The organism is Pseudomonas sp. Irchel s3h14 (genome assembly GCF_900187425.1).
Taxonomy (GTDB): Bacteria; Pseudomonadota; Gammaproteobacteria; order Pseudomonadales; family Pseudomonadaceae; genus Aquipseudomonas.
The window spans coordinates 20,306-45,990 of sequence record NZ_FYDJ01000033.1 but is presented as its reverse complement, the minus strand read 5'-3'; the positions used below and the strand labels follow the sequence as shown (position 1 = coordinate 45,990).

Annotated in this window: 26 protein-coding genes and 1 pseudogene; 16 read left to right on the top strand and 11 right to left on the bottom strand. The window is 60.0% G+C overall.

The features are described from left to right. Positions 1–829 precede the first annotated feature (829 nt). A complete protein-coding gene (locus CKW16_RS30345; RefSeq protein ID WP_095133217.1) occupies positions 830–1,096 on the top strand; it encodes a DUF6124 family protein in 267 nt (88 codons plus the stop codon). A 179-nt stretch (positions 1,097–1,275) separates the two neighbouring features. On the opposite strand, the gene CKW16_RS30340 is transcribed toward CKW16_RS30345, so the two are convergent. From CKW16_RS30340 to CKW16_RS30330, 3 genes are all read right to left on the bottom strand, one after another. Next, positions 1,276–1,872: a superoxide dismutase gene (locus tag CKW16_RS30340; RefSeq protein ID WP_095133215.1), complete on the bottom strand. Its 597-nt coding sequence runs from the start codon at positions 1,870–1,872 to the stop codon at positions 1,276–1,278. A 176-nt stretch (positions 1,873–2,048) separates the two neighbouring features. Continuing rightward, complete coding sequence (locus tag CKW16_RS30335; RefSeq protein WP_095133214.1) at positions 2,049–2,651, bottom strand: LysE/ArgO family amino acid transporter; 603 nt, start codon at positions 2,649–2,651, stop codon at positions 2,049–2,051. Positions 2,652–2,658: 7 nt separating this feature from the next. Next, entirely contained in the window at positions 2,659–3,060 is a 402-nt protein-coding gene (locus CKW16_RS30330; protein ID WP_033057513.1) for an ACT domain-containing protein, read from the bottom strand. A 96-nt stretch (positions 3,061–3,156) separates the two neighbouring features. Here CKW16_RS30330 and CKW16_RS30325 point away from each other — a divergent pair, with 96 nt between their 5' ends. The 4 genes from CKW16_RS30325 to CKW16_RS30310 all read left to right on the top strand — a co-directional run bounded on the left by CKW16_RS30325 (position 3,157) and on the right by CKW16_RS30310 (position 7,063). Next, a complete protein-coding gene (locus CKW16_RS30325) occupies positions 3,157–4,050 on the top strand; it encodes a LysR family transcriptional regulator ArgP (protein ID WP_056741339.1) in 894 nt (297 codons plus the stop codon). A 54-nt stretch (positions 4,051–4,104) separates the two neighbouring features. Then, positions 4,105–5,097, top strand: coding sequence for an NAD(P)-dependent oxidoreductase (locus tag CKW16_RS30320; protein ID WP_046049716.1), 993 nt, complete (start codon positions 4,105–4,107; stop codon positions 5,095–5,097). 118 nt (positions 5,098–5,215) lie between these two features. Beyond that, on the top strand, positions 5,216–6,091 hold the full coding sequence (locus tag CKW16_RS30315; RefSeq protein ID WP_095133213.1) for an ATPase: 876 nt from the start codon (positions 5,216–5,218) through the stop codon (positions 6,089–6,091). A 123-nt stretch (positions 6,092–6,214) separates the two neighbouring features. Continuing rightward, on the top strand, positions 6,215–7,063 hold the full coding sequence (locus CKW16_RS30310; RefSeq protein WP_095133211.1) for a cache domain-containing protein: 849 nt from the start codon (positions 6,215–6,217) through the stop codon (positions 7,061–7,063). Positions 7,064–7,186: 123 nt separating this feature from the next. Here CKW16_RS30310 and CKW16_RS30305 read toward each other — a convergent pair whose 3' ends face one another. Beyond that, positions 7,187–8,704, bottom strand: coding sequence for an MDR family MFS transporter (locus CKW16_RS30305; protein ID WP_095133209.1), 1,518 nt, complete (start codon positions 8,702–8,704; stop codon positions 7,187–7,189). An 80-nt stretch (positions 8,705–8,784) separates the two neighbouring features. Continuing rightward, positions 8,785–9,978: a 4-hydroxybenzoate 3-monooxygenase gene (pobA, locus tag CKW16_RS30300; protein ID WP_095133206.1), complete on the bottom strand. Its 1,194-nt coding sequence runs from the start codon at positions 9,976–9,978 to the stop codon at positions 8,785–8,787. A 179-nt stretch (positions 9,979–10,157) separates the two neighbouring features. On the opposite strand from pobA, the gene CKW16_RS30295 reads away from it, so the two are divergent. Continuing rightward, entirely contained in the window at positions 10,158–11,054 is an 897-nt protein-coding gene (locus CKW16_RS30295; protein ID WP_008156068.1) for a helix-turn-helix domain-containing protein, read from the top strand. 9 nt (positions 11,055–11,063) lie between these two features. Here the strand turns inward: CKW16_RS30295 and CKW16_RS30290 are convergent, their stop codons facing one another. Further along, positions 11,064–11,285: a hypothetical protein gene (locus tag CKW16_RS30290; protein ID WP_046049710.1), complete on the bottom strand. Its 222-nt coding sequence runs from the start codon at positions 11,283–11,285 to the stop codon at positions 11,064–11,066. Between the two features lie 204 nt (positions 11,286–11,489). Beyond that, positions 11,490–12,395 (bottom strand): LysR family transcriptional regulator, encoded by a 906-nt coding sequence (locus CKW16_RS30285; RefSeq protein WP_095133204.1) that lies wholly within the window; start codon positions 12,393–12,395, stop codon positions 11,490–11,492. 114 nt (positions 12,396–12,509) lie between these two features. On the opposite strand from CKW16_RS30285, the gene CKW16_RS30280 reads away from it, so the two are divergent. Both CKW16_RS30280 and CKW16_RS30275 read left to right on the top strand, forming a co-directional pair. After that, positions 12,510–13,391 (top strand): MBL fold metallo-hydrolase, encoded by an 882-nt coding sequence (locus CKW16_RS30280; protein WP_095133202.1) that lies wholly within the window; start codon positions 12,510–12,512, stop codon positions 13,389–13,391. 170 nt (positions 13,392–13,561) lie between these two features. Next, positions 13,562–14,176 carry an NAD(P)-dependent oxidoreductase gene (locus tag CKW16_RS30275; protein ID WP_095133187.1) on the top strand — a complete coding sequence of 205 codons (615 nt, stop codon included), beginning with the start codon at positions 13,562–13,564 and terminating at the stop codon, positions 14,174–14,176. Positions 14,177–14,297: 121 nt separating this feature from the next. On the opposite strand, the gene CKW16_RS30270 is transcribed toward CKW16_RS30275, so the two are convergent. Further along, positions 14,298–15,179: a LysR substrate-binding domain-containing protein gene (locus CKW16_RS30270; protein WP_095133185.1), complete on the bottom strand. Its 882-nt coding sequence runs from the start codon at positions 15,177–15,179 to the stop codon at positions 14,298–14,300. 159 nt (positions 15,180–15,338) lie between these two features. Here CKW16_RS30270 and CKW16_RS30265 point away from each other — a divergent pair, with 159 nt between their 5' ends. The 6 genes from CKW16_RS30265 (at position 15,339) to CKW16_RS30240 (ending at position 22,711) form a co-directional block, all read left to right on the top strand. Next, a complete protein-coding gene (locus tag CKW16_RS30265; RefSeq protein WP_095133183.1) occupies positions 15,339–16,976 on the top strand; it encodes a 5-guanidino-2-oxopentanoate decarboxylase in 1,638 nt (545 codons plus the stop codon). Further along, on the top strand, positions 16,973–18,421 hold the full coding sequence (locus CKW16_RS30260; protein WP_095133181.1) for an aldehyde dehydrogenase family protein: 1,449 nt from the start codon (positions 16,973–16,975) through the stop codon (positions 18,419–18,421). The genes CKW16_RS30265 and CKW16_RS30260 overlap by 4 nt, the downstream gene beginning before the upstream one ends. Positions 18,422–18,639: 218 nt before the next feature. Beyond that, positions 18,640–19,743 carry an ABC transporter substrate-binding protein gene (locus tag CKW16_RS30255; protein WP_095133179.1) on the top strand — a complete coding sequence of 368 codons (1,104 nt, stop codon included), beginning with the start codon at positions 18,640–18,642 and terminating at the stop codon, positions 19,741–19,743. A 143-nt stretch (positions 19,744–19,886) separates the two neighbouring features. Further along, positions 19,887–20,795, top strand: a complete 909-nt coding sequence (locus tag CKW16_RS30250) for an ABC transporter permease (protein WP_095133177.1) — start codon at positions 19,887–19,889, stop codon at positions 20,793–20,795. After that, entirely contained in the window at positions 20,792–21,640 is an 849-nt protein-coding gene (locus tag CKW16_RS30245) for an ABC transporter permease (RefSeq protein ID WP_095133175.1), read from the top strand. The genes CKW16_RS30250 and CKW16_RS30245 overlap by 4 nt, the downstream gene beginning before the upstream one ends. Before the next feature lie 15 nt (positions 21,641–21,655). After that, positions 21,656–22,711 carry an ABC transporter ATP-binding protein gene (locus CKW16_RS30240; RefSeq protein ID WP_046049700.1) on the top strand — a complete coding sequence of 352 codons (1,056 nt, stop codon included), beginning with the start codon at positions 21,656–21,658 and terminating at the stop codon, positions 22,709–22,711. A 131-nt stretch (positions 22,712–22,842) separates the two neighbouring features. Here CKW16_RS30240 and CKW16_RS30235 read toward each other — a convergent pair whose 3' ends face one another. Further along, entirely contained in the window at positions 22,843–23,772 is a 930-nt protein-coding gene (locus tag CKW16_RS30235) for an AraC family transcriptional regulator (RefSeq protein WP_095133173.1), read from the bottom strand. Positions 23,773–24,107: 335 nt separating this feature from the next. Between CKW16_RS30235 and CKW16_RS30230 the strand changes: the two genes are divergently transcribed. Both CKW16_RS30230 and CKW16_RS30225 read left to right on the top strand, forming a co-directional pair. Then, entirely contained in the window at positions 24,108–24,461 is a 354-nt protein-coding gene (locus tag CKW16_RS30230) for a putative quinol monooxygenase (RefSeq protein WP_095133171.1), read from the top strand. Between the two features lie 42 nt (positions 24,462–24,503). Continuing rightward, entirely contained in the window at positions 24,504–24,734 is a 231-nt protein-coding gene (locus tag CKW16_RS30225; protein WP_008156042.1) for a hypothetical protein, read from the top strand. Here the strand turns inward: CKW16_RS30225 and CKW16_RS30220 are convergent, their stop codons facing one another. Together CKW16_RS30220 and CKW16_RS30215 are read right to left on the bottom strand one after the other, a co-directional pair. Then, positions 24,735–25,364: a flavin reductase family protein gene (locus CKW16_RS30220; protein ID WP_095133169.1), complete on the bottom strand. Its 630-nt coding sequence runs from the start codon at positions 25,362–25,364 to the stop codon at positions 24,735–24,737. It abuts the gene before it with no gap. A gap of 87 nt (positions 25,365–25,451) precedes the next feature. Next, positions 25,452–25,646, bottom strand: a pseudogene (locus CKW16_RS30215) (hypothetical protein); the annotation flags it as partial. Between the last annotated feature and the right edge of the window lie 39 nt (positions 25,647–25,685).

The following is a 25,685-nucleotide window of genomic DNA, read 5'->3' as shown; positions in this document are numbered from 1 at the left end:
CGTCCGGCCCCTCGCCTGGGCTCGGCGTTCCTTCGTTCCGGCATTCATCTGGGGGCATCGCCTCCGGTCGGCTTCGCTTCGACCTCCTCTCGATGTGTTCGACTGCGTCGAACGGCGCTGCGCGCCTCCCCCCAGATGAACGCCTCCACTCAGCCTCCCGATGGGGCGGGTGGATCAAGATCAAGAGCTGCAGGCGAGCTAACGCTCGGCCTGTTGAGTGGTGAAGGGCGGGTGTGCGCTGCTCTGCTTTTGCTTTTGTAGGAGCATGGCTTGCCCGCGATGGCGGCCTGACAGCCGACCAATCTCTTCCTGCCAAACATCCAATCCCTGTGGGAGCGAGCTTGCTCCGGGCGGCGTTCCGACGATGGCGGCCGCACAGGCAACGGATGCATCCGTTTAAACAGCGGGGAAAAAAACCAGACCTTTCCCACGAGGTTTTGATCGTTCCCACGCTCCGCGTGGGAATGCAGCCAGGGACGCTCCGCGTTCCGCTTTTACATGTTTTAAGACATGCGAAAACGCCAGACCTTTCCCACGCAGTTTTCAGGTTGCCCGTCGGAAGCGGAGTCAATAGCCTCTGACTGTCGCTGAAAACTCAGCGATCGGGTGTGAGAACCCGGCAACTTATGGTCATACAGAACTCGTACACGCATAATTGCCGCCAGCTTATCCTGTCGTAAATGCGTTATGGCGGCTGTGTGCGGGCAGACTTTGTTCCTTTGGTCTGGCCCGGGTGTCCATAACCGGTTTCTCACCCCGCACATAGCTGCCACCTCTTCTCCGCGTGAGAACGGTAAGTAGTGGCCCTCAACGAGTGAGGAATTTTTCTATGGATAAATTAATCCCCGACCCACCCTTCAACACCACCAAACCCTACAGTCCCAACACTATGTTCATGATCGCCCCCGACATGGATACCGAATCCCTCCTGGCCCACGCCTGTGAGTCATTGGCCTCGGCAAGTGTCCTGGCCAGCGACTTCGCCACCTACCTGACCGGCTCCCGGCGCAGTACGGCGTTGGCCATTGCGCAGATCGTCATGCTGGCGGACTTAGCCGTTAATCGGGCGTTGGATATCGTCGATCCGCAGGAATAGGCGTTCAGTCAGTTTTACCGCGTCATCGTTCTTCGTCGGAACGCCGCCCGGAGCAGGCTCGCTCCCACAAGTACAGTGGTGGAGCCTGCTCGCGAAGGTGGTCCAACTGCCGCCGCAAGACTTTTCCTTGCCCATAAAAAAACCCGGCAAAAGCCGGGTTTTTTTGACTGGCGTCGATCTTAAGCGGTGAAGGTTTTGCCTTCGAACTGCTCAGCCACGAATTTCCAGTTGACCAGGTTCCAGAACGCTTCGACGTATTTTGGACGAAGGTTGCGGTAGTCGATGTAGTAAGCGTGTTCCCAGACGTCGCAGGTCAGCAGCGGGGTGTCGCCGTTGGTCAGCGGGTTGCCGGCGCCGATGGTGCTGGCCAGGGCCAGGGAACCGTCAGCCTTTTTCACCAGCCAGCCCCAACCGGAACCGAAGGTGCCGATGGAAGTCTTGCTGAATTCTTCCTTGAACTTGTCGAACGAACCGAAGGCTGCGTTGATCGCGTCAGCCAGTGCGCCGGTTGGTTGACCGCCGGCGTTTGGCGCCAGGCAGTTCCAGTAGAAAGTGTGGTTCCAGACCTGAGCGGCGTTGTTGAAGATACCGCCCGAGGAAGATTTGACGATTTCTTCCAGAGTCTTGCCTTCGAACTCGGTGCCTGGCACCAGGTTGTTCAGGTTCACGACGTAGGTGTTGTGGTGCTTGTCGTGGTGGTATTCCAGAGTTTCCTTGGAAATGTGCGGCTGCAGGGCATCGTGTGCGTAAGGCAGCGGCGGCAATTCGAAAGCCATGATGATTCTCCTAATCAGGTCAGTTGCGGTGAGCGCAAGGCCGATCACGGGCGGCCAGACAAGCGCCGGGGAGTTTGTACTCTTTGCGGCGCATCGGACCGGATCATAGCACCGGGGGTGCGGCATAACCACGCAACAACTGTGTGGAATAGAGGTTCCAGAGCCATTTGGAATAATCAGGAGGCGAGGATTAATTGAAAGGCCACTGTGAACATCATCACCGCCACCAACAGATCAAGGATTCGCCAGGTACTTGGCCGAGCCAACCATGGCGCCAACCACGCCGCGCCGAGCGCCAGGGTGAAAAACCACAGCAACGACGCACTGGCCGCGCCCACGACATAAGCGCCGGGCTCGGTTTGTTGGGCACCGAGGGAGCCAATCAGCAGCACGGTATCCAGATAAACGTGCGGGTTAAGCAGCGTTACGGCCAAAGCGCTGAGCATCACTGCGCGCAGCGAGCGCACCGTTTGGTTTTCGCCTTGTTGCAGGCTCTGTTTCGAGCAGGCCCGACGCAACGCCAGGCTGCCATACCAAATCAGAAACGCCGCGCCACCCCAACGGGCGACTGCCAGCAATGTCGGGTTCTGCGCCAGCACCGTCGCCAGGCCGAATACTCCGGCAGCCACCAGCAAGGCATCGCAGGTCACACACAGTGCCGCCACGGGCAGGTGATGTTCGCGCCGTAGGCTCTGAGCCAACACGAACGCGTTCTGAGTACCGATCGCCATGATCAGCCCCGCGGCTACCAACAGGCCGTTCACATAGCTTTGCCACATAAGATGTTTACTCCGCGTTGGCCGCCAGATCCCGCAGCACGTGCAGGGCGCGTTCGGCATCGGCCTGGCCGACGAATAAATGGTCGTGGTAATAGCCAGCGATCACGTTGCAGCTGATGCCGGCCTGGCCTAATGCCGTGGCGAACGCGGCGGTCAGGCCGACGGCTTCGAGGGCCGAGTGCACGTTCAAAGTGATCCAGGCCGCGACGTAATCGAAACTGAAACCGGCCTTCTCAGCGTGGGAACGTTCCAGAATCACCGTCAGACCTTCCTGCTCGCGGAAGCTGCCGACAATCTCCAGGCCTGCCGGCAGCTTGCCGTCGCGCAGGGTGCAGAACACGTATTCTCCGACGTTGAGTTGCGGGCTCATGCTGCGCAGCAGCGTTGCCAATGAAGTTTCGCCAGCCATGTCGATGATCCTTGTTGAAGAGTTCTTGCTGGCCATTCTCCAGTGCCAGGCTGTATAAGAAAAACCAATCATGCTGATCGCTCATTAGGAAAACTGATGTTCGACTATAAATTGCTTTCTGCCTTGGCCGCGGTGGTTGAGCAGGCCGGGTTCGAACGTGCTGCTCAGGTGCTCGGTTTGTCGCAATCGGCGATCTCCCAGCGCATCAAATTGCTCGAGGCACGTGTCGGCCAACCGGTGCTGGTGCGGGTGACGCCGCCGGCCCCGACCGAAATCGGCCGACGACTGCTCAACCATGTGCAGCAGGTGCGTTTACTTGAACGGGACTTGCAAACATTGGTGCCGGCACTCGATGAAGAAGGTCTGCCGGAACGTCTGCGCATCGCTTTGAATGCCGACAGCCTCGCCACGTGGTGGGCGGTGGCGGTCGGGGATTTTTGTGCGCAGCAGCATCTGCTGCTCGATCTGGTGGTCGAAGACCAGACCGTCGGCCTCAAACGCATGCGCGCCGGAGAAGTCGCAGCGTGCGTCTGCGCCAGCGAGCGCCCGGTGGCCGGCGCGCGCAGCGTTTTGCTGGGGGCCATGCGCTACCGTGCGCTGGCCAGCCCGGCCTTTATCGCCCGACATTTTCCTGAAGGTGTACGCGCCGATCTATTGTCGAAAACGCCCGCGCTGGTGTTTGGCCCGGACGATTTCCTACAGCATCGCTACCTCGCGTCCCTCGGCGTCGATGGCGGATTCGAACACCATCTATGCCCCTCGTCCGAAGGCTTCATCCGCCTCACGGAAGCAGGACTCGGTTGGGGGCTGGTGCCTGAACTGCAGGTGCGCGAGCAACTGGAGCGCGGTGTATTGGTAGAGCTTTTGCCTGATAAGCCGATCGATGTGCCGCTGTACTGGCATCATTGGCGCAATGGCGGTCAGTTGCTGGGGTTACTCACCGATCAGTTGGTGCGTTCGTCGAAGCAATGGCTGGTGCCGTTGGACTGACGGGCAGCGTCAAGACCTGACGAAATACGCAAAACGAAATATTCGGAGCAATTCATGAAAATTCTGGTTACCGGCGCAAGCGGCTTCATCGGCGGGCGCTTTGCGCGTTTTGCCCTGGAGCAAGGCCTGGACGTGCGGGTCAACGGTCGCCGGGCCGAAAGTGTGGAGCATCTGGTGCGCCGTGGCGCCGAGTTCATCCAGGGGGACTTGAGCGACCCGGAACTGGCACGCGATCTGTGCTCCGACGTCGAAGCCGTGGTGCATTGCGCCGGTGCGGTCGGTTTGTGGGGGCGTTATCAGGACTTCCATCAAGGCAATGTCCAGGTCACTGAAAACGTGGTCGAGGCCTGCCTGAAACAGCGGGTTCGGCGACTGGTTCACTTGTCGTCGCCGTCGATCTACTTTGATGGCCGCGATCACCTGGGGCTGACCGAAGAACAGGTGCCCAAGCGCTTCAAGCATCCCTACGCCGCGACCAAATACCTGGCCGAGCAAAAAGTTTTCGGCGCTCAGGAGTTCGGCCTCGAAACCCTGGCCCTGCGCCCGCGTTTCGTGACGGGGGCTGGCGACATGAGCATCTTTCCGCGGCTGCTGAAAATGCAGCGCAAGGGACGGCTCGCGATCATCGGCAACGGCCTGAACAAGGTTGATTTCACCAGCGTGCAAAACCTCAATGAGGCGTTGCTCAGCAGTTTGCTGGCCAGTGGTTCGGCGTTGGGCAAGGCCTACAACATCAGCAACGGGGCGCCGGTGCCGTTGTGGGACGTGGTCAATTACGTGATGCGCAAGATGGATGTCCCACAGGTCACGCGCTACCGTTCCTACGGCTTGGCCTACACCGTAGCGGCGCTCAACGAGGGGGTGTGCAAGTTGTGGCCGGGTCGTCCCGAGCCGACCCTGTCGCGCTTGGGCATGCAGGTGATGAACAAAAATTTCACTCTCGACATCAGCCGCGCCCGGCATTATCTGGACTACGATCCGAAAGTCAGTCTCTGGACCGCCCTCGATGAATTCTGCGGCTGGTGGAAGGCCCAGGACATCCGCTGACGCGCGGGTTAGCGCCGCCACACTGAACCGAGTTCGGGGTTGAGGGTCAATCGATGCGGCCGTGGGGGTTATACTGCGGCGCATCAAGCCATCACCGCGTTCCACAAAGGTTGACTCAATGTCCATGCGTAACGATGCCAACGACGACTTCGACGATGTACCAAGCCTGCGTGCCGACAGCCTCGACGACGATGATTTTCCGACCACGGCTCGTAACTCCGTGCATTCGCGGACCGCGCCAGTCGTCAAAGTCAAAAGCCCGAGCACCGGACCGCTGTGGGCGCTGGTTGGCGCCTTGTTCTTTGCTTTTGCAGGCCTTGCCTGGTGGAGCTTTCAGCAGCTCTCGCTGATGGAGCAGCAATTGGTGGCGACCCAGGAAAGTTTCGCGCGTATCAGTGAGGATGCGGCGGGACGCTTGCAGGACATTTCCGGCAAGGTTGTCGCCAGTCAGACCAACGTCAGCAGCGACAGCGAAGCCTTGAAGCTGCAAATCAAACAGCTGGAAAGCAAACTCCAGGATCAAAGCAAACAACAGCAAGGCGTTGTCGGCCAGACCACCGATCTGGACAAACGCCTGGCACTGATGAGCGCACAAACCACCGATCTGGATAAGCGCTTGGCGCAGATAACCGAGCAAGGCACCGAACAACAGACCGCCACCATTCAATTGCAGGCTCAGGTCAAAGTCTTGAACAGCGATGTAGCCGTGCTGAAAAGCAATCTGGCGGACACAGACAAATTCGATGCGCAACTCAAGAGCCTTGGCTCCGACATCGTTGCACTGAGGAAACAAGGCAACCCGAGCGCCGCCATCGAGCGTCTGGAGCAGGAAGTCATCATCCTGAAAAGCCAACAGGACAATCGCCCGGCCGCGACACCAGGCGGGACCAATACCGCCGAATTCGACGCCTTCCGTAGCCAGGTCACCCGCAACATCAACACCCTTCAGGCGCAGATTCAGAATCTGCAACAGCAGCTGCGCGCCAGGCCTTGAGCCATGAATCATTCCCGGATTCCCCGGGAATGATCTCCTTACACACTGCCATTCGCTGAATATCCATACATACCCCATTGCCGTCTACGCTCTTGAAACACCAACAAGAACGAGGGATGCGCAATGGGGTTTTTGCATAGGTTGGCCTTGCTGGGCGTGATGATTTTGCTGTGCCTGGGCCAGGTTCAAGCTGCCGGCACGGAAAAGGACGACAGCCAGGCTGCCAAAGCCTTGCTGGAAAAAGCCCTGGCGTACTACCACGACAATGGCGACAAGGCCTTTGCTGCTTTCAGCCGTCAGGGGGAGTTTGTCGACAAGGATCGTTACGTGTTTGTGGTCGACACCAAGGGCGTGATGCTCGCCAGCGGCGGACCGTCTTCGGCGTTGATTGGCCGTGATGTGTCCGATGTGCTCGGGCCGGATTTGCAGAAAGCCTTCAAAGACGCCTTGAAAGTGCCGGAGGGCAATGGCATTCAGCAGGCCGAATACCGCTGGCAGAACTGGTCCGACGGCAAGGTCGAACGCAAGCATGTGTTCTACCAGCGCATCGGTCAGCGGATCCTGGCGGTGGGGTACTACTTGCCACGGGCTTCAGCGGAACAGGCGATGGCCTTGCTGAACAAAGCAGCGGCCGATCTGGCCAAGGACGAGCAGGGCACGCTCACGGCCATCAACTCCCTCAAGGGCGGTTACTTGCAGGATGACCTGTACGTCTTCGTCGTCGACCTGGATAACCAGCGATACGTCGCCCACGGCACCAACCTGCGGTTGATCGATACCGATTTCAGCAAGATCAAGGACCCGGAAGGCAAACCGGTTGGCGAGCCGATCCTGGCGCTGATGGCCAAACAGGACTACGGCGAATACGAGTATCGCTGGAAAAACCCGGTGACCGGCAAGGTCGAGGACAAGCATGCCTACCTGAAAAAGGTCGGGCATTTTCTGGTGGCTGTCGGGTATTACAGCCCTTGAGCAATGATCGTTCCCACGCTCTGCGTGGGAATGCAGCCCGGGACGCTCCGCGTCCCAAGAGCGGACGCAGAGCGTCCATTGAGGCATTCCCACGCAGAGCGTGGGAACGATCAGGCGGAGGGGTTATCGGACTTTATCCTCACGCCCACGCAACACCATATTCGGCATGGCAATCGCCGCCGCCAGCCCCAGCAGCGACACCGCCGCGCTGACCATCAGCAAATGTTGAAAGGTCAGCAGCAGTTCGGCGCGCAAGGCGTTCTGCGCATCCCCCGGCGCGGCGTTCAAACCATCGAGCAAGACATTTCCCGAACTGCCCTCGGCAATCATCGAAGAGCCGGCCAGGTGGACAAAACTTGAGTCCTGCAACAATGCCAACAGCAGTGCCGACATCAACGCCACACCCACCGCACCGCCCAATGAGCGGAACAGATTGGTGGTGCTGGTGGCGACACCGATGTCCCGCTGTTGCACCGAGTTCTGCGTTCCGACCAGGGACGTCGGGAACTGCATGCCGCTAGCGATCCCGCTGAGCAACATAAACAAACTACTGAGTACAAAGGCCTGGGGAGGACTGAACGCCATACCGAGAATAGAGATCGGCATAAGCAGGGCGCCGGTCAGAATCATCGGTTTGTAGCGCCCGGTCACTGAGGTTCGGCGGCCGGCGAAATACGCCCCGATCGGCAAACCCATCGCCAGCGGCAACAGGTGCAACGCGGCGCTGTCGGCCCCGGCGCCGGTAACGCTCTGGAAGCGCAGCGGCATCAACACAATCAGCGAGATCGCCTGGAAACTGGTAAAGAAAATCGTGCACCAGCACAGGATCGCATTGCGATTTGCGAACAAATGCATCGGCAGCAGCGGCTCTTGCGCCCGGCGTTCATGCCAGACGAACAGCGCCAGTACCAACACCGCACAACCGAGCAGGCCCAGCACTTGCGCACTGCGCCACGAATGGCCCTGGCCGACCTGGGTGATGCCTAGCAGCAAGGCGGTCAAGCCGATGATCATCAGCAACGTGCCGAGGTAATCGATGATCGGTTTACGTTGTGGCACTGGCAAACCCACCAGCGTTCGATTGGCCACCAGCCAGGCACCGAGGCCCAACGGAAGATTGATCAAGAACACCCAGCGCCATGACAGGTACTCGGTCATGTAACCGCCGAGTACCGGGCCGGCCACGCTGGCCACGGCGTACATGCTGCTGAAATAGCCTTGATAACGGCCGCGTTCCCGGGGCGGCACGATGTCGCCGATGATCGCCTGGCTGACCGAAATCATCCCGCCAGCACCGATGCCTTGAAGAATTCGCGCCAGCACCAGTTGCTCCATGCTCTGGGCCATGCCGCAAAAAAACGAAGCGACCGTGAACAACCCCATGCCAAACAGCATCAACTTGCGGCGACCGTACAGATCGCCCAGTTTGCCGTAGATCGGCACGGCCACCGTCATCGCCACCATGTAGCCGGAAATCACCCAGGCCAGCAGACTGACGTCCTTGAATTGTGCGGAAATAGCCGGCATCGAAACGGCGACAATGGTCTGGTCCAGCGCGCCCAGAAAAATCGCCAGCATCAGGGCGATCAACACGCTGCGAATGGCCGGTTTGGGCGTTTCAGGCTGGTTGAGATTGGTCACGGGTTAGAACCTGCGGACAGTGATTGACCCGCAAGGAGCAAGGCGAGCGGGGATGCTCGCCAGTGTAAGTCGATAGCAGGCTATTCGATAGCCTCGTATGGAAGGCCGACGTAATTTTCTGCAATGGTTTTTCGACCGGCCTCGGAGTCGACGAAGTACCCCAGTTCCGACTCGGCAATCCGCTGGCTGAAGGCGTCTTTATCGTCGAAGCGGTGCAGCATCGAGGTCATCCACCAGGAAAACCGTTCGGCTTTCCACACCCGTCGCAGGCAGACCTCGGAGTATTTCTCCAACAAATCCACACGGCCTTCTCGGTAAACCTTCAGCAGAATGTTGAACAGCGTACTGACGTCGCTGGCCGCCAGGTTCAGGCCCTTGGCGCCGGTAGGCGGGACGATGTGCGCGGCGTCGCCGACCAAAAACATCCGTCCGTACTGCATCGGTTCGACGACAAAACTGCGTAACGGCGCGATGCTTTTTTCGATGGAAGGCCCGGTGACCAACGACGCTGCCAACGCGCCAGGCAGACGGGATTTGAGTTCATCCCAGAAGCGCTGATCAGACCAGTTCTCGACGTGCTCGTCGGCCGGTACCTGGAGATAGTAGCGAGTGCGGGTGGCCGAACGCATGCTGCACAGGGCAAAACCGCGCTCATGCCGGGCGTAGACCAGTTCTTCGTGAACGGGCGGCGTGTCAGCGAGGATGCCAAGCCAACCAAACGGGTAGACCCGCTCAAACACCTTCAGGCACTCGGCAGGAATCGACTGCCGGGCAACGCCATGGAAACCGTCGCACCCGGCGATGTAGTCGCAATCGAGTCGATACAGCTCGCCGTCCTTCTCAAAAGTCACGAACGGCTCTTCGGTTTTCATCCCGTGAGGAACGACGTTGCCTGCCTCGTAAATCGTCTTTGCACCGGCCTCCCGACGAGCGGCCATCAGGTCGCGGGTGACCTCGGTCTGGCCGTAGATCATCACCGTTTTGCCACCGGTCAGGGCTTGCAGATCGATGTGTACGCGGCGTGCGTCGAGGGCCAGTTCGAAGCCTCCATGGACCAGCCCTTCGGCGTCCATCCGCTGTCCCACCCCAGCCTGGCGCAACAGCTCTACCATGCCTTGTTCGAGGACGCCGGCACGGATTCGTCCGAGCACATAGTCCGGGGTCTGGCGTTCGAGAATGAGGGTGTCGATGCCGGCGTTGTGCAGCAATTGGCCGAGCAATAAACCGGACGGACCGGCGCCGATGATGGCGATTTGGGTTCTGAGCGTTTTCATTGTTTTTATGACTCGCAAGCTTCACGCGACCAAGGCCGGTGAGTAATTTTTATGGATCGAGTGCTTGCATTTTTCTCTCGCGAGTCTGTCAATTGAAGGGGAAAACTGAGCCGATACCTGTACATTCTGCCAATCGGTGCGATTATCGCCCGCTTACCCCCGAGGCCTGGATTGAAGTGATGAACAAGCCTGACCTACCTTCGATTCCAGTGTTCAAGCTCTACGGTGAAAGCCTGGATTGGCCGACCCCGGACTTGCTGCACTGTGAAACCATTTCCAAACGCAGCCGCGAACACCAATGGGAAATCAAACCCCACCGCCACGCCGATTTGTGCCAGTTGCTCTTCGTATTCAAAGGTCAGGCAGAGCTTGAAATCGAAGGCAAACGTACGCAGCTGACCGAGCCGGCGATCCAGATCCTGCCACCGCTGTCCGTTCACGGCTTCCGGTTTTCCGAGGACGTCGAAGGGTTTGTCGTGACCCTTGCCGCGCCGCTGGTCGCCCATCTTCAGGCGCAACTGGGTAACTCGGTGAACGCCCTGGCCCAGGCCGAAAGTTATCCGGCGGGCAAGGAAGGCGAATACCTCAACAGCCTGTTTTCAGCGCTGCAAGACGAATACACCGGCCACCAGCCGGCTCGCGAAATGCTCATGCATTCGCTGGTCAGCGTGATCATGGTGTGGGTCAGCCGCCAGGTGATTTCCCGCCGCAACGCCAGCCAGCGTCCGCAGCGTGCCCGGGAATATCTGAACGGTTTTATCCAATTGGTGGAAGAGACCTATCGCCAGCACGTCAAGGTCGAGGACCTGGCGCATCGACTGGGGATTTCCGTGTCACACCTCAACGGCACCTGCCGTGAGCTGGCGGGACAACCGGCGTTGCAGATCATGCACGAGCGTCAGTTGCTGGAGGCCAAGCGCTTGCTGACCTACACCAGCATGACCATTTATGAAATGTCCGACGTGTTGGGGTTCTCTGATCCGACCAACTTCACGCGCCTGTTCCGGCGTCGAGTGGGGATCTCGCCCAAGGCATTTCGCGACCGCTTGAAGGCCGATCAGGACAACGAGGCCTGATCACCTTCGTTACTTGAGGGCGTTGAGGGTCGCGTTGTGGGGAATGCAGCGTTCGAAGTTGCAGCTCGCGTATTCACGGGGCAGTTGTCGCAACTGCTCGACGCGCCAGGCCGCGGTGCCATACAGCGCGAGCGTGGCCGCGCAGGTGATGAAAATAGCGAGGTATCTTCTTGTTTTGATGTTCATGGCGTTGACCTCTGAACGAATACCCTTCGGTACTACTTTGAGCATAGGTCAGCGCCAGTGAGTTGCCAGCAAAGCGGCATTTGCATGTAACCCGGTATTCAGAACGCTGATGTCCGATCGTTCCCACGTCGAGGCGTCGAACCGTCCGCGTGGGAATGCCTCAAGGGACGCTCCGCGTTCCAGCTCTCGAAAGGGACGCGGAGCGTCCCGGGCTGCATTCCCACGCGGAGCGTGGGAACGATCATTCGGTTACAGGCCGATATCCCACTCCGGCTCCTCGGGGAATCTGAGCACCAGAAAATCCAGCATGCTGCGCAACGCCGCCGGCATGTGTTTGCGTGAGGCATACACCGCGTAAACGTTCATCTGCCGGGGTTCGGCGTGGGGCAGCAGGCGGATCAGTTCGCCGCTGTGGATATGCACGCCGGCCTGATAGCTGGGGAGCATCGCCACCCCGGCGCCGGCCATCGCCGCGCGCAACAATGTGCTGGCTTCGTTGGCGCTGATGTTGCCCTGCACCGGCACTGACACCTGCTCGCCGTCCTCCTCGAAATGCCAGAGGCTTTTGCCGAAGTAGGAGTGGGTCAGGCAATTGTGCTGGCTCAAATCCTCGACCCGCAGCGGTGTCGGGTGTTCGAGCAGATAAGCGGGGGAGGCGCAGATCACCGAGCGGCAGACCGTCAGCCGCCGCGCGATCAGGTTCGGGTCCAGGTCGTTGCTGGTGCGGATCGCCAGATCGATGCGCTCATCCACCAGGTTCACCGTGCGGTCGAGCATCTGCAGGTCGATGCTGACGCCGGGATGACGTTTGACGTAAGCGGCCATGGCATCCGCCAGTTGTGCCTGACCGAACGAAGTGCTGACGCTGATGCGCAGCAGGCCGCGTGGTGCATCGTCGGGTTCGCTGACGGCGGCTTGCATGTCCGTGGACAGGTCGAGCATCTGCCGACACCGAGGCAGGATTTCACTGCCGGCGGCGGTCAGGCTCAACTTGCGCGTGGTGCGGTGCATCAGGCGTGCGCCGACCCAATCCTCCAGCTCCGCCAGATAGCGCGAAACCACGGGCCGTGACAGGTCCAGGTGATCGGCGGCGGCCGACTGGCTGCCGAGGTCAACCACTGTGACGAACACCCGCATTGCTTGTAGACGATCCATGATTTGCCCGCTTTCAGAAACAAACTATGTCCCAGCATCGCATTTTTTGTACTGAGTCATGCAACTAAGCTCTGTCCCATCGCCAAGCACGGCATTCGGACAACGGAGCAACAGATGATCGGCTTCACCTCGCTTAAACGTATTTTGCTGGCCACCGCCACCCTCGGTTTCGCCGCCCACGCAGCGGCAGCCTCGACCCTGACCCTCGATGTCTACAACCCGGGCGACAAGGCGATCTTCCCGGTGACCTCGGTGTTGGTCAGCGGCGAGAAAGACGCGATTTTGGTGGATGCGCAATTTGGCAAATCCCAGGCCGAGCAAGTGGTCGAGAAGATCCGCGCCAGCGGTAAGCAACTGACCACCATCTACATCAGCCACGGTGACCCGGACTACTACTTCGGCCTCGACACCCTGACCGCCGCATTTCCCAACGCCAAAGTGCTCGCCTCGCAGCCGACCGTGGATCACATCCAGAAAACCGTCGACGGCAAACTGGCGTTCTGGGGGCCGAAAATGGGCGCCGATGTACCGGCCAAAACCATCGTGCCGCAGGTACTCAAAGGCGACAGCCTGATGCTCGAAGGGCAGAAGTTGCAGGTGGTGGGGCTTGAGGGCAAGCAGCCGGATCGCACCTTTGTCTGGATTCCGTCGATCAAGGCTGTGGTTGGTGGCGTCGTCGTCGCGGAAAACATCCACGTGTGGATGGCCGACACCCAGACGCCGCAGTCCCACGCCGATTGGCTGACCACGCTGCACGCCATCGAAACCCTGAAACCGAAAACCATCGTGCCGGGTCATTACCTCGGTGAGAGCGCCCGTTCGCTGGCCGCTGTGCAGTTCACCGCCGATTACATCAAGGCGTTCGACGAAGAAACCGCCAAGGCAAAAGACGCTGCCGCGCTGATTGCCGCGATGAAAAAACGCTACCCGAAGCTGGGTGAAGAAAGCTCGCTTGAGCTGAGCGCCAAAGTCGCCAAGGGCGAGATGAAGTGGTAACCCGATTCACTCACACTCGCTGATCGTTCCCACGCTCTGCGTGGGAATGCCTCAACGGACGCTCCGCGTTCGGCTCTTGATGGGACGCGGAGCGTCCCGGGCTGCATTCCCACGCGGAGCGTGGGAACGATCATTCGCACTGGATACACCCAAGCCAACTGGAGAACGTCATGAGCAAAATCGCAATCATTGGTGCCACCGGTCGTGCCGGTAGCCAACTGCTGGAAGAAGCCCTGCGCCGTGGTCACAGCGTCACCGCCATTGCCCGCGACACCTTGAAGATCGGCCCGCGGGCCGGTGTGGTCACCAAGAATGTCGATGCCCTTGATGCCGAAGCGTTGCAAGCGGCCGTTGCGGGCCATGACGTGGTGATCAGCGCTGCGCACTTCGCGACCCTTCCTGCCAGCGCCGTTATCGGGCCTGTGCAGAAGGCCGGCGTGAAACGTTTGCTGGTGGTGGGTGGTGCCGGATCGCTGTTGCTGCCGGACGGAACTCGCGTCATCGACAGCGAGGGTTTTCCGCAGGCGTACAAGGCTGAGGCCAGTGCCGGTGCGCTGTTTCTGGAAAACCTGCGGCAGGAAAAAGAGCTGGACTGGACCTTTGTGTCGCCGTCGGCAGAGTTTGTCGAAGGTGAGCGCACGGGGACGTTTCGGATCGGCAAGGATGATTTGCTGGTGAGTAGCGAAGGGCGGAGCTGGATCACTTTTGCTGATTATGCGATTGCGATGATCGATGAAGTGGAAGCGCCAAAGCATCCTCGGCAGCGGTTTGCTGTCGGGTATTGATTTCAAGTAACCGATCGTTCCCACGCTCTGCGTGGGAACGCCTCAACGGACGCTCCGCGTTCGGCTCTGGATGGGACGCGGAGCGTCCCGGGCTGCATTCCCACGCGGAGCGTGGGAACGATCAGCGGGAACTGGCCTGCTCCACCAACCACCCCATCAATTCCCTCAACTTCGGCGAAGGTCCGGGTTTTTCCGGGAAAACCAGGTAATACGCCAACCCGGTCTTCACCTTCAATTCAAACGGCATGACCAGCCGCCCCGCACTCAAATCATCGCCAATTAGCGACCAATCCCCGATCGCCACGCCGGTCCCTTGGGACGCCATCGACATCGCCAGGTCCAGCGTTTCGAAATGCTGACCCTTGCCGACATTGCTCAAACGAATATCCGCAGTGGCCAGCCAGGCCTTCCAGTCCCGTTCATCCCGGGTCGGGTGCAGCAACATGTGCTGCTCCAGATCCTCCGGCGTCAGCAGCGGCACCGGACCTTCGAGCAACGGCTTGGAACAGACCGGCGTCAGTTGTTCATCAAACAACCGATGGGACGCCAGTGAGGTGTCCGGTGGCACGCCATACACCACCGCTGCATCGAACTGCTCGCGATGAAAGTCCACACCGTGCTTGACCGTGGTGGTCAATTCCACCGGCACATCCGGGCGCTCCCGTTGCCACTGCAACAACCGCGGCAACAGCCAGCGCATGACGCACGTCGGGGCCTTGAGTTGCAGGGTTTCGCGCTTCTCGCCTATCTGCTCCACCGCTTCGTCGATCAAGCCGAAAATCTGCTGGACCCGTGGCAGCCATTCCCGTCCTTCGGCCGTCAGGTCTAGGCCGCGGGCCTGGCGAATGAACAGTTCATAACCCAGATGTTCTTCCAGCCCGGCGATCTGCCGACTCACCGCACCTTGGGTGATGTACAGCTGTTCGGCAGCACGGGTGAAGTTGCAGCACTGCGCGGTAATCAGAAAAGTGTGCAGCGCCGGCAGGGGAGGCAATCGTTTCATTGGGATCCAAGGTATGACGTGAGGACATGGCTAGTATGACTTTTTATCCATTGTTGCGGCTACGTGTCGCCCGTTCCAATGAGGTCATCCCTGGACCTGCCCACTCATCATAAACACTGCGCAGGTCCGGCGTCTCAAACGAACAAGAAGGGCAAAGACATGGCGACGTGCGGCGAAGTATTGGTCAAGTTACTCGAAGATTACGGGGTTGAGCAGGTGTTCGGCATTCCCGGGGTTCACACCGTGGAGCTGTATCGCGGGCTGGCCCGTTCGAGCATCAACCACGTCACTCCGCGTCACGAACAGGGCGCCGGTTTCATGGCCGACGGTTACGCTCGCACCAGCGGCAAACCGGGTGTGTGCTTCATCATCACCGGCCCTGGCATGACCAACATCACCACCGCCATGGGCCAGGCCTACGCCGACTCGATCCCGATGCTGGTGATCTCCAGCGTGCAATCGCGCAGCCAATTGGGCGGCGGTCGCGGCAAGCTGCACGAGCTGCCAAACCAGAGCGCATTGGTCGGTGGCGTGGCGGCGTTCACCCACACCTTGATGTCGGCGGCTGAATTGCCGGGCGTCCTGGCGCGTGCCTTTGCTCTGTTCCAGGCCGGCCGTCCGCGTCCGGTTCACATCGAAATTCCGTTGGACGTATTGGTCGAAGAGGCCGATGACCTGCTCGCCAGCGTACCGGTGAACATCGACCGCGCCGGTGCCTCGCCGAGCGCAATCAGCCGCATGACCGCACTGCTGGCCGGTGCCAAGCGCCCACTGATTCTCGCCGGTGGCGGCGCCATCGATGCCGCCGTCGAGTTGACTGAACTGGCCGAACTGCTGGACGCCCCGGTGGCCCTGACCATCAATGCCAAAGGCATGCTCGAATCCAACCATCCGTTGCTGATCGGCTCGACCCAAAGCCTTGTCGCTACTCGCGCTCTGGTGGCTGAAGCTGACGTGGTGTTGGCGATCGGCACCGAACTGGCCGAGACCGATTACGACGTCACCTTCGCCGGCGGCTTCGAGATTCCCGGCGTGCTGCTGCGTGTGGACATCGACCCCGACCAGACCGTGCGCAACTACCCGCCGAAAGTCGCGTTGGTAGCCGACTCGCGCAACGCCGCCCAAGCCTTGTTGAGCGAACTGTCCCACCACTCGCTGGCCGAGCGCCGTAACGATTGGGGCCAGGTGCGTGCCGCACGCTTGCGCGACGAACTGGCCGCCACCTGGGATGCGCCGACCCTGGCCCAGACCCGTTTCCTGGAAACCGTCTTGCACGAACTGCCAAACGCAGTCTTCGTCGGTGATTCGACCCAACCGGTGTATACCGGCAACCTGACCTTCAACCCGGAACGCCCGCGTCGCTGGTTCAACTCGTCCACCGGTTACGGCACCCTCGGTTACGCCTTGCCAGCAGCGATTGGCGCCTGGCTCGGCGGCAGCGTTGAAAACGGCGCGCGTCCTCCAGTGGTGTGCCTGATCGGCGACGGCGGTCTGCAATTTACCCTGCCGGAACTGGCCAGCGCCGTTGAAGCGCGCACCCCGGTGATCGTCCTGCTGTGGAATAACCAGGGCTACGAAGAGATCAAGAAATACATGGTCAACCGCGCCATCGAGCCGGTCGGCGTGGACATCTACACCCCGGACTTCATCGGCGTGGCCAAGGCGCTGGGCTGTGCAGCCGAAGCCGTCTGCGGTGTCGAGCAACTGCGCAGCGCACTGCGTGCCGCTACTGATCGTCAGGGTCCGACCCTGATTGAAATCGATCAGACTGTGTGGATGAAGGCGGTGTCGAAATGAGTTTTCCAACGACGCTTGACGGCCTGTTCATCGACGGCCAATGGTCCGCTGGCAACGAACACCTGCGCGTGATCAACCCGGCAACCGAAGCCCTGTTGACCACCGTGAACGGCGGCGATGAACATGCAGTCGATCAAGCCGTCACTGCCGCAACCAGCGCTTTCAAGGAGTGGTCGAAAACCACCGGCGCCGAGCGTGGTGCGATCCTGCGCAGAATCGCTGCGGGCGTGCAGGCCGGCCGCGAACAGCTGATGCATTTGCAGTCGAGCAACAACGGCAAGCCGCTGTTTGAAGCCGCCATCGATGTCGACGACGTGATCGCCACCTTCGAGTACTACGCAGGTTTAGCCGAAGGGCTCGATGCCAAGCAAGACAGCAATGTTGAGCTGCCAACCGACGACTTCAGCGCTCGTGTGCGCCGTGAGCCGTGCGGTGTGGTCGGCCTGATCGTGCCGTGGAATTTCCCGATGGTCACCACTGCCTGGAAACTCGCCCCGGCCCTGGCCGCCGGTTGCTGCGTGGTACTCAAGCCGTCCGAAGTCACGCCGCTGCCGGAACTGGAATTGGCGGCGATCATCGCCGAGGCCGGTCTGCCCAAGGGTGTGTTCAACCTGGTCTGTGGCACTGGCCTGGCGGTTGGCGCGCCGTTGTCGGCTGACCCGCGCATCGCCAAGATTTCCTTCACCGGCAGCAACGCCGTCGGTGTTCAAGTCATGCAACGTGCTGCAGAAACCGTGAAGGGCGTGAGCCTGGAACTGGGCGGCAAATCCTCGCTGCTGGTGCTCAAAGACGCAGACATCGAACTGGCCGTGGAAGTGGCCTGTGGCGGCGGTTTCTTCAATGCCGGGCAGATGTGTTCGGCCACCAGCCGCGTGCTGATCGCCGATGAACTGGCGGACGAATTCCTCATCCGTTTGAAGGCCCGCGCCGAAGCCATTCGCGTGGCCGACCCGTTCGACCCGAACGTGGAAATGGGCGCGCTGGTCAATCAGGCGCAATACCAGCGCGTACTCGGCCACATCGATCGTGGTTTGAGTGCCGGCGCCAAGCTGGTTTGCGGCGGCAATCGTCCGGCAGACCTGCCGCGCGGCTATTTTTTGCAGCCGACCATCTTCATCGACGTGCCCCTCGAAAGTGCGCTGTGGTGTGAAGAGATTTTCGGTCCGGTGATCTGCGTACGCAGTTTTGCCACCGAAGCCGAGGCGATTGCCCTGGCTAACGACAGCCAGTTCGGTCTGGTGGCCAGCGTGGTCACCCGCGACGCCGAAGCGGCAGATCGGGTCGCCAACGCCTTGCAGGCGGGGCTTGTGTGGATCAACGCGCCACAAGTGATCTTCCCGCAGACCGCTTGGGGAGGCTACAAACAGAGCAGCATCGGCCGCGAATTGGGGCCGTGGGGCTTGCAGGCTTTCCAGGAAATCAAACACGTGATTCGAGCGGTCTGACGGCTCGAAAAGGCTCAGCGCATGCCTCGTGATGAGGCATGCGCTGGCGTCATGGCTTCAATGAGTTTTTATCGATAGTCAGGTGTTTTGCACGACCTCAGGATGAAGCGGTCGGCTCAACTAAAACCCTTTGAAACCGGGGGTTTGGTGCTGATCTGGGCGCGCGGATGCAACGGTTGCGACCAACCTCATACTTACAAAAACAAAGGGAGTCCTTCATGGGCGAGCATGATTTAAACAGACGTCAATTCATTAAAACCGTGGGCGTGGCGTCTGTAGCCGCGGCGGCCATGAGTTTGCCCTTCGTCAAGGCCAATGCCAGCGACACACGCTTCCAGGGAAAAACCCTGCGTTTGCTGACCTGGTCCGATGACACGGGCCTGGCTGCACTGCGCAACATCGCGGCAACCTTCGAAGACAAGTACGGCTGCAAGGTCATCGCTGACCGCACCGGCAGCACCTCGGAAATGGTCGCCAAACTCAAGGCCGCCGGTGATCGTCCGCAGTACGACATCATCACCCTGGCAGGCGTCGGTGCCGAAGGTCTGGCCGCGGCCGGACTGCTGGAAAAACCCGACCTCAACCGCATCCCCAACCTGGTCGACGTACCGGAGAAATACCGCACCGGCGCCAACGGTCACGGCATCGGTTACCTGCTGTGGTGCAACAGCCTTGTCTACAGCACCCGCACCATCAAGGAAGCGCCGGACAGTTACGCGGCCCTGTGGGACGCCGAGCTGTCGCCGAACATCTTCCTGCCGCCGCCGAACTGGACCGAAGCGATGGACCTGATCATCATCGCCGCCAAACTGGCTGGTGGTGACGAACACAACATCGAGCCTGGCTTCAAGAAACTCGCCGAGCTGAAAGATCGTGTGGTGACCCTGGGTGAAAACCCGAACCAGATCGCCGAACTGTTCCGCACCGGCTCGCTGGACATGGGTGGCCTGTACGCTCCGGCATTCTTCCCGAAACAGATCCGCGACCCGGCTTACGGTCTGGGCGCCACGTTCGGCATGAAGGAAGGTTTCTACACCGACCTGATGCTCTCGGTGATGCCGAAGAATCGTCCGGGCGATATCGATCTGGCCTACGCCTTCATCAACCACTCTCTGGACCCACTGGTGCAGGGCAAGATGGCTGAGGACATCTACAACGGTCCGGTCAACGCCAAGGCGATTATCTCCGCCGAAGCGCGCAAGAGCCCGTACATCCTCACGCCTGAGCAGATTGCCGAGAAAGCGATCATGCACGACAACGCCTTCCTGGCCTCCGTGCATGACCAATGGATTCGTCGTTACACGGAAATCTTTTCTTCCTGATCTGAATCGCAGGGAGGTTCTTCGAACCTCATCGCGGGCAAGCCTTGCTCCTACAAGAGCAGCGCCTTACCTGTAGGAGCATGGCTTGCCCGCGATCGAGTGCGCAGCACTCGCCAAGATCTTCCATTGACGAGACCCTTGCTATGGAACACCAACCTCTGACTCATCCGGTTGCCGCCGCTCCAGTGCGCACCAATCGGGGTGTTTCGCCGACGGCGCGTGCCTGGTTTTTTCTCTCGCCGTCGATGCTGTTTCTGGGCGTATTGATCGCCGCGAGCCTGCTGGTACTGCGCATGAGCGTGGGTACCAAAGGCGCGGAATGGACTGGGTTCAGCCTGGCCAGTTACGCCCAACTGCTGGAACCGTATTACCTCAAATCCTTGCTGCTGACCCTGCGCCTGGCCCTGATCAGCGCGGTGATCGCCGTCGTGCTGGCGATCCCGGTGGCCTACACCATGTCGAGGCTGACCTCACCGTTTGTGCGACGGATCTTCCTCGCCGCGGTGCTGTTGCCGTTGCTGGTCAACCTGTTGCTGCAAAGCTACGGCTGGCTGGTGATTCTGGGACCTGGCGGGATGCTCAATCAGGCACTGATGGGCCTGGGCCTGATCAAGCGCCCGATCATGTTGCTCTACAACCAGAACGGCGTATTGATGGGCCTGGTGCAAACCGCGTTCCCGTTGGCCGTGCTGCCGATTGCCAGCGCCATGCGCGGCGTCGCCCGTACTTATGAAGAAGCCGCTGCGACGCTGGGTGCCAGCCGTTTGCAGGTGTTCCGTCAGGTGGTGCTGCCGATGAGCATGCCGGGGATCATCACGGGTGCGACGTTGGTATTCGCCTACAACGCCAGCAGCTTCGTGGTGCCTTTGCTGCTCGGTGGTCGACGCGTGCCGATGCTGGCCGTGATGGTCCATGACCAGATCGCCCCGCTGATGAACTGGCCCGCCGCCTCCGCTGCCGGTGTGGTGTTGATTGTCACCACGCTCGCGATCATGACCTTGTCCGAATACATCACTGGCCGTCGTCGGCGCATGCTGGAGGCTTCCCAATGAGCACCCTGATCAAGAAACGTTATGGGCTGCTGCCCGGCGAGACCGGCAAGTTTGCCGGCATCCTGTCGGGCTTCATCCTGCTGCTGGCGGTGTTGCCGATCCTGACCATGATCGTGATGTCGTTCAGCGGTGCGTCGAACCTCGACTTCCCGCCGAGCAGCTACAGCCTGCAGTGGTACAAGGCCGCCTGGCACACCTTCGTGTCGCCGGATGCAAGCGATGTGCTGAGCCTCGGCAAAGCCATGACCACCAGCCTGATGGTCGCGTGCCTGACCATGGTGTTCGCGACGATCGTCGCAGTGCCGGCGGCTTACGCGCTGACCCGTTGCGAGTTCCGCGGCAAGGCTGTGGCGCTGCAACTGATGTCGCTGCCTCTGGTGTTTCCGATGGTGGTGTTGGGGCTGGCGTTGCTGCTGGTGTTCGACAGCCTGCCGTTCCAGATGACCACCTCACGGCTGGTGATTGCCCACGTGATCCTGGCGCTACCGTTCGTGGTGAAAAACTGCACCGCCGCGATGCTCTCCATCGGCAGCGAAGTCGAAGAGGCCGCGCAGATGCTCGGTGCTTCGCCGACCCGGGCGATTATCGATGTGGTAGTGCCGCTGATGAAGTCGGGGATTCTGGCGGGGATGCTGCTGGCATTCATCGTCTCGTTCAACGAATTCACCGTGACCTACTTCCTCTACACCATCGACGTCATGACCGTGCCGATCTGGATGTACAGCCGCACCGTGTCTTCGCTCGACCCAACCGTTTTCTCGTTTGCCGTGCTGATCGTGCTGATCGACTTCGTCCTCATCTGGGCGCTGGAGAAGCTGGTTGGTGAAGGTGGCGTTTCGTTCTGATTCTTGAGGTGCAACATGACTGGTCTGATTCTGGAAAACGTCGAGAAACATTACGGCTCGGCCTGCGCGGTAAAGGATGTAAACCTGCATTTGCCTGAGGGCAAACTGGTGTGTTTCCTCGGCCCATCGGGCTGCGGCAAAACCACGTTGCTGCGCATGATCGCAGGGCTCGAAACCCTGAGCGGTGGCGAGATTCGCCTGGACGGTGAAGACATCGGCCATACGCCTGCGCATCAACGTAATTTCGGCATGGTGTTTCAATCGCTGGCGCTGTTCCCGCACATGACGGTGGGGGAGAACATCGCCTATCCGCTGAAACTGCGTGGCGTCAGCAAGGCTGATCAGCAGGCGCGGGTGGTGGAGTTGCTGCAACTGATTCAGTTGCAGGAAATGATCGACCGTCCGGTGTCGAAACTCTCTGGTGGTCAACGTCAGCGCGTGGCGATTGCCCGGGCGATTGCCAATCACCCGAAAATCCTCCTGCTCGACGAACCGCTGTCGGCGCTGGACGCCAAGCTGCGTGAATCGATGCAGGTGGAAATCCGTCAGCTGCAACAACGCTTGAACATCACCACCATCATGGTGACCCACGACCAGCGTGAAGCCATGACCATGGCTGATATCGTTGTGGTATTGGGTGAGCATCGGGTGCAGCAGGTGGGCACGCCGATCGAGATTTATCGTCACCCGGCCAATGAATTTGTCGCGGACTTTATCGGCTCGGGCAATATCTTCCCGGCCACCGCACTGGGTAACGGCAAGATCGGGCTGCCGGGTGGCGATGCGCTGGAAGTGCCGATCTGCAGCAGCATCGTGGTGGGTGAAAAAGTGAAGATGCTGATTCGCCCTGAGGACCTGCAACTGTCGCATCCACAGGCGACGGCGGGGAATCGGTTGCTCGGCAAGGTGACGTTCGTGCGTGATATTGGCGCGACGATTGAGACGACCGTGGAGTGTTCCGGGGTGTCGTTTACGGCATTGAGCACGCCGTGTCAGGGGTTTGGGTTGAGCATTGGGAATCCGGTGTCGGTGACCCTTCCTGCCGAGGCGTGCCGAGTACTCGGCGCCTGACATTAGAGGTGGTTTGCCTTCACTGGCCCCATCGCGAGCAAGCTCGCTCCCACAGGGTTCTGGTGTACACCGATCCAATGTGGGAGCGAGCTTGCTCGCGATAGGGCCGGCACAACCAACACAAATTTTCGCTAAACACTCAACCGCAACCGCGCCAAATCCCGGAGCGGCGGCGCCCCGAACAATCGGCTGTACTCACGGCTGAATTGCGAAGGGCTTTCATACCCGACCCGATACCCCGCCGCCGAAGCCTCCAACCCTTCCGCGAGCATCAACCGCCGCGCTTCTTGCAGGCGCAGTTGCTTCTGATACTGCAACGGACTCATCGCCGTCATCGCCTTGAACCGGTGATGCAACGTCGACACGCTCAGGTTCACTTCCTTCGCCAGATCATCGATGCGCAGAGGCTGTTCATAGTTGCCGTTGAGCCATTTGATCGCCTGGCTGATGCGATGGCTCTGGCTGTTGGCGATAGCGATTTCGTACAGCCGATGGCCCTGCTGGCTGCGCAACAACCGATAAAGAATCTCCCGGCGAATCAGCGGTGCGAGCATGGCGATGTCTTTCGGCGCATCCAGCAAACGTGCCAGACGCAACACCGCGTCGAGCATCGCGGTGTCGATCCGTTCGACATACAGTCCACGGCCGGTAGGGCGGGTCGGTACGCCCAAAGGGCCAGCGTCGGCGATCAGCGCGGAGATTTCCGCCGGATCAATATCCAGCCGCACCGCGAGGATCGGTTCTTCAGACGTGACGTTCACCACTCGTCCGCTCAAGGGCATCGAGACTGAGACCACCAGGTAATTCAGCGGATCGTAATTGAAGTATTCATCGGCCAGCCTGACCTCTTTTCGCCCCTGCGCCATGATGCACAGCGCGGGTTGCGCCAGTACCGGGGCAAACTCATGGGACTTGCTATGGCGAGACATGAAGAGCGAGCCGACGGCAGTCGCATAAGTGCCATCCTCCTGAGTGTTGCGGCGGATGATGGCGGCCAGTTCCGCGCGCTGTTTCTCCATGTCGGCGTCCAGCGGGGCTTCAAAGTGATCGAGCGACGACATGCAAGGCATCCTCGGTGAGGCGTTGGTAATGAGCTGAGCTTAAGTTTGTGCAAACAACAGCGGTAGACACATCCTGCCAAAAGCTTGCCTGATTCTGCACGGGGTTGAGGTGTTGCGCGGCTATGGCAGCGCATGGCCGGGAATACTTGCTTGAAAGTCGTGTTTCAACCCTGATACAGGATTCACGCGTTGTTACAGGTACGGGGTGCAGCTTCGCAGGATTGTGCAACAAGCCGGCAGGAATCGACTAACCGCGATGGAAGGGGCGCGCTTAATCTTGGATCCTGTCGCAGCCCGTCCCACGGCTGCCACTCGAGTACCTGGGAGGGTTGAACATGTCTACGCAGATCCCCGTCAGTCATATGGCTTTTGTTCGTGCCCGCGCCGGGCGTTCGGCGGAGCTCGGTGCGCGCCTCAGCGCGTTGATCGAGCCGTCTCGCAGCGCCCCGGGTTGCTTGAGCTTTGCCTTGCAGCAATCGCAATGCGATCCCGAGTTGTGGCTGGTGTCCGGTTTCTGGGTCAATCAGCAGGCCATGACGGCCTATTTCAGTAGCCCGGCCATGGATATTTTTGCCGAGCTGGTTCAGGAGATGGTGGTCAACAGCCTGGATTTCCATACCTTCAAGGACGTCTCGGTGGGCCAGGCGCTCAGCCACCCACAGGCACCGGTACACAAACTGGCCGGTTGAGGGTTTAATGGCTCAATTCTCCATTCAGCCAGGATCCGCGACATGGCACGCAAAGCCTTTGAAACCTTCGAAGCCGTATCTGCCGTAGTACCCCGTGAAGGCGGTTATCACGCCGCAATCGCCACCAAGGCCATCGGTGGTTCGGGCGCACCGCGCTTTCACAAGCTGCTCGAAGAACAGACCTTCAAAACTGCCCATGAGGCCGATGAGGCCGCAGCCAAAGAGCTGACCCGTCTAAGGGACGTCAGCGAAGACGGCGACCTGATCTGGTAATTACTTGACCGCCCCCGGGCGATACATCTTGAACAACGCCTCAGGCCCCAGCTGGAAATAATCCGCTGGCCCGCCGCCGCGCAGAATCGGTTCTGCCGCGGCGGTGTCGTACACCCCATCCTTCAATAGCCACTTGGCGATATGCACGGCGACCACTTCGCCGAGAATCAGCCAGCTCGGCACCACGTTGCCATCGGCCCGCTGCAACTGAATGATCTGCGTGACTTTGCATTCAAAGGACACCGGGCTTTCGGCGACGCGCGGCACCTGAATGATTTTCGACGCTGCCGGGGTTAGCCCGGACAGTTCGAACTCGTTGACCTCAGGCCCGACCATGGCAGAGCACTGGTTCATCTGCTCGGCCAGCGGACGGGTCGCCAGGTTCCAGGCAAATTCGCCGGTTCGCTCGATGTTATTCAGGCTGTCTTTGCGCCCGACACTGGAAAACCCAATGATCGGCGGAATGTAGTTGAACGCGTTGAAGAAACTATAAGGCGCCAGGTTCAGGCGGCCATTGGCATCCTGAGAGGAAATCCAGCCAATGGGACGCGGGCCGACGATGGCATTGAACGGGTCATGCGGCAGTCCGTGGCCGTTGGCGGGTTCGTAGTAATGGATGTCGTCAGCCATGGCATGGGGGTTCCTGAATTCGGTTCGTAGCGAAGACGGCCATAGTGCAAGGGCTGACGAGTAATTTCCAGAGTGAGATCAGTTGGTACGGGCTGCCTCGGTGTGATCGGCGCCGTCGGAAGCGACCTCGGCTGAGTCAGTGCGATCGTTTCCAGCGGAGGCGACTGCAGCGCCACTTCCTAAGGTGAAAGCGGCAGAGCCGGTGCGATCGTAACCGTCAGCGGCGAAGGTATTGGCGGCCAGTACAGAGAGGGTCAGGGCGAGGATCAGTTGGGTTTTCATGGTGTGTACTCCAGGTTCGCTTGCACAATGCAATGAATC

What these genes read in the sequence shown, in the direction of transcription:
- CKW16_RS30345 (WP_095133217.1), top strand. Translation starts at nt 830, where the DNA reads ATGGATAAATTAATCCCCGACCCACCCTTCAACACCACCAAACCCTAC.
- CKW16_RS30340 (WP_095133215.1), bottom strand. Translation starts at nt 1,872, where the DNA reads ATGGCTTTCGAATTGCCGCCGCTGCCTTACGCACACGATGCCCTGCAG.
- CKW16_RS30335 (WP_095133214.1), bottom strand. Translation starts at nt 2,651, where the DNA reads ATGTGGCAAAGCTATGTGAACGGCCTGTTGGTAGCCGCGGGGCTGATC.
- CKW16_RS30330 (WP_033057513.1), bottom strand. Translation starts at nt 3,060, where the DNA reads ATGGCTGGCGAAACTTCATTGGCAACGCTGCTGCGCAGCATGAGCCCG.
- CKW16_RS30325 (WP_056741339.1), top strand. Translation starts at nt 3,157, where the DNA reads ATGTTCGACTATAAATTGCTTTCTGCCTTGGCCGCGGTGGTTGAGCAG.
- CKW16_RS30320 (WP_046049716.1), top strand. Translation starts at nt 4,105, where the DNA reads ATGAAAATTCTGGTTACCGGCGCAAGCGGCTTCATCGGCGGGCGCTTT.
- CKW16_RS30315 (WP_095133213.1), top strand. Translation starts at nt 5,216, where the DNA reads ATGTCCATGCGTAACGATGCCAACGACGACTTCGACGATGTACCAAGC.
- CKW16_RS30310 (WP_095133211.1), top strand. Translation starts at nt 6,215, where the DNA reads ATGGGGTTTTTGCATAGGTTGGCCTTGCTGGGCGTGATGATTTTGCTG.
- pobA (WP_095133206.1), bottom strand. Translation starts at nt 9,978, where the DNA reads ATGAAAACGCTCAGAACCCAAATCGCCATCATCGGCGCCGGTCCGTCC.
- CKW16_RS30295 (WP_008156068.1), top strand. Translation starts at nt 10,158, where the DNA reads ATGAACAAGCCTGACCTACCTTCGATTCCAGTGTTCAAGCTCTACGGT.
- CKW16_RS30290 (WP_046049710.1), bottom strand. Translation starts at nt 11,285, where the DNA reads ATGCTCAAAGTAGTACCGAAGGGTATTCGTTCAGAGGTCAACGCCATG.
- CKW16_RS30285 (WP_095133204.1), bottom strand. Translation starts at nt 12,395, where the DNA reads ATGGATCGTCTACAAGCAATGCGGGTGTTCGTCACAGTGGTTGACCTC.
- CKW16_RS30280 (WP_095133202.1), top strand. Translation starts at nt 12,510, where the DNA reads ATGATCGGCTTCACCTCGCTTAAACGTATTTTGCTGGCCACCGCCACC.
- CKW16_RS30275 (WP_095133187.1), top strand. Translation starts at nt 13,562, where the DNA reads ATGAGCAAAATCGCAATCATTGGTGCCACCGGTCGTGCCGGTAGCCAA.
- CKW16_RS30270 (WP_095133185.1), bottom strand. Translation starts at nt 15,179, where the DNA reads ATGAAACGATTGCCTCCCCTGCCGGCGCTGCACACTTTTCTGATTACC.
- CKW16_RS30265 (WP_095133183.1), top strand. Translation starts at nt 15,339, where the DNA reads ATGGCGACGTGCGGCGAAGTATTGGTCAAGTTACTCGAAGATTACGGG.
- CKW16_RS30260 (WP_095133181.1), top strand. Translation starts at nt 16,973, where the DNA reads ATGAGTTTTCCAACGACGCTTGACGGCCTGTTCATCGACGGCCAATGG.
- CKW16_RS30255 (WP_095133179.1), top strand. Translation starts at nt 18,640, where the DNA reads ATGGGCGAGCATGATTTAAACAGACGTCAATTCATTAAAACCGTGGGC.
- CKW16_RS30250 (WP_095133177.1), top strand. Translation starts at nt 19,887, where the DNA reads ATGGAACACCAACCTCTGACTCATCCGGTTGCCGCCGCTCCAGTGCGC.
- CKW16_RS30245 (WP_095133175.1), top strand. Translation starts at nt 20,792, where the DNA reads ATGAGCACCCTGATCAAGAAACGTTATGGGCTGCTGCCCGGCGAGACC.
- CKW16_RS30240 (WP_046049700.1), top strand. Translation starts at nt 21,656, where the DNA reads ATGACTGGTCTGATTCTGGAAAACGTCGAGAAACATTACGGCTCGGCC.
- CKW16_RS30235 (WP_095133173.1), bottom strand. Translation starts at nt 23,772, where the DNA reads ATGTCGTCGCTCGATCACTTTGAAGCCCCGCTGGACGCCGACATGGAG.
- CKW16_RS30230 (WP_095133171.1), top strand. Translation starts at nt 24,108, where the DNA reads ATGTCTACGCAGATCCCCGTCAGTCATATGGCTTTTGTTCGTGCCCGC.
- CKW16_RS30225 (WP_008156042.1), top strand. Translation starts at nt 24,504, where the DNA reads ATGGCACGCAAAGCCTTTGAAACCTTCGAAGCCGTATCTGCCGTAGTA.
- CKW16_RS30220 (WP_095133169.1), bottom strand. Translation starts at nt 25,364, where the DNA reads ATGGCTGACGACATCCATTACTACGAACCCGCCAACGGCCACGGACTG.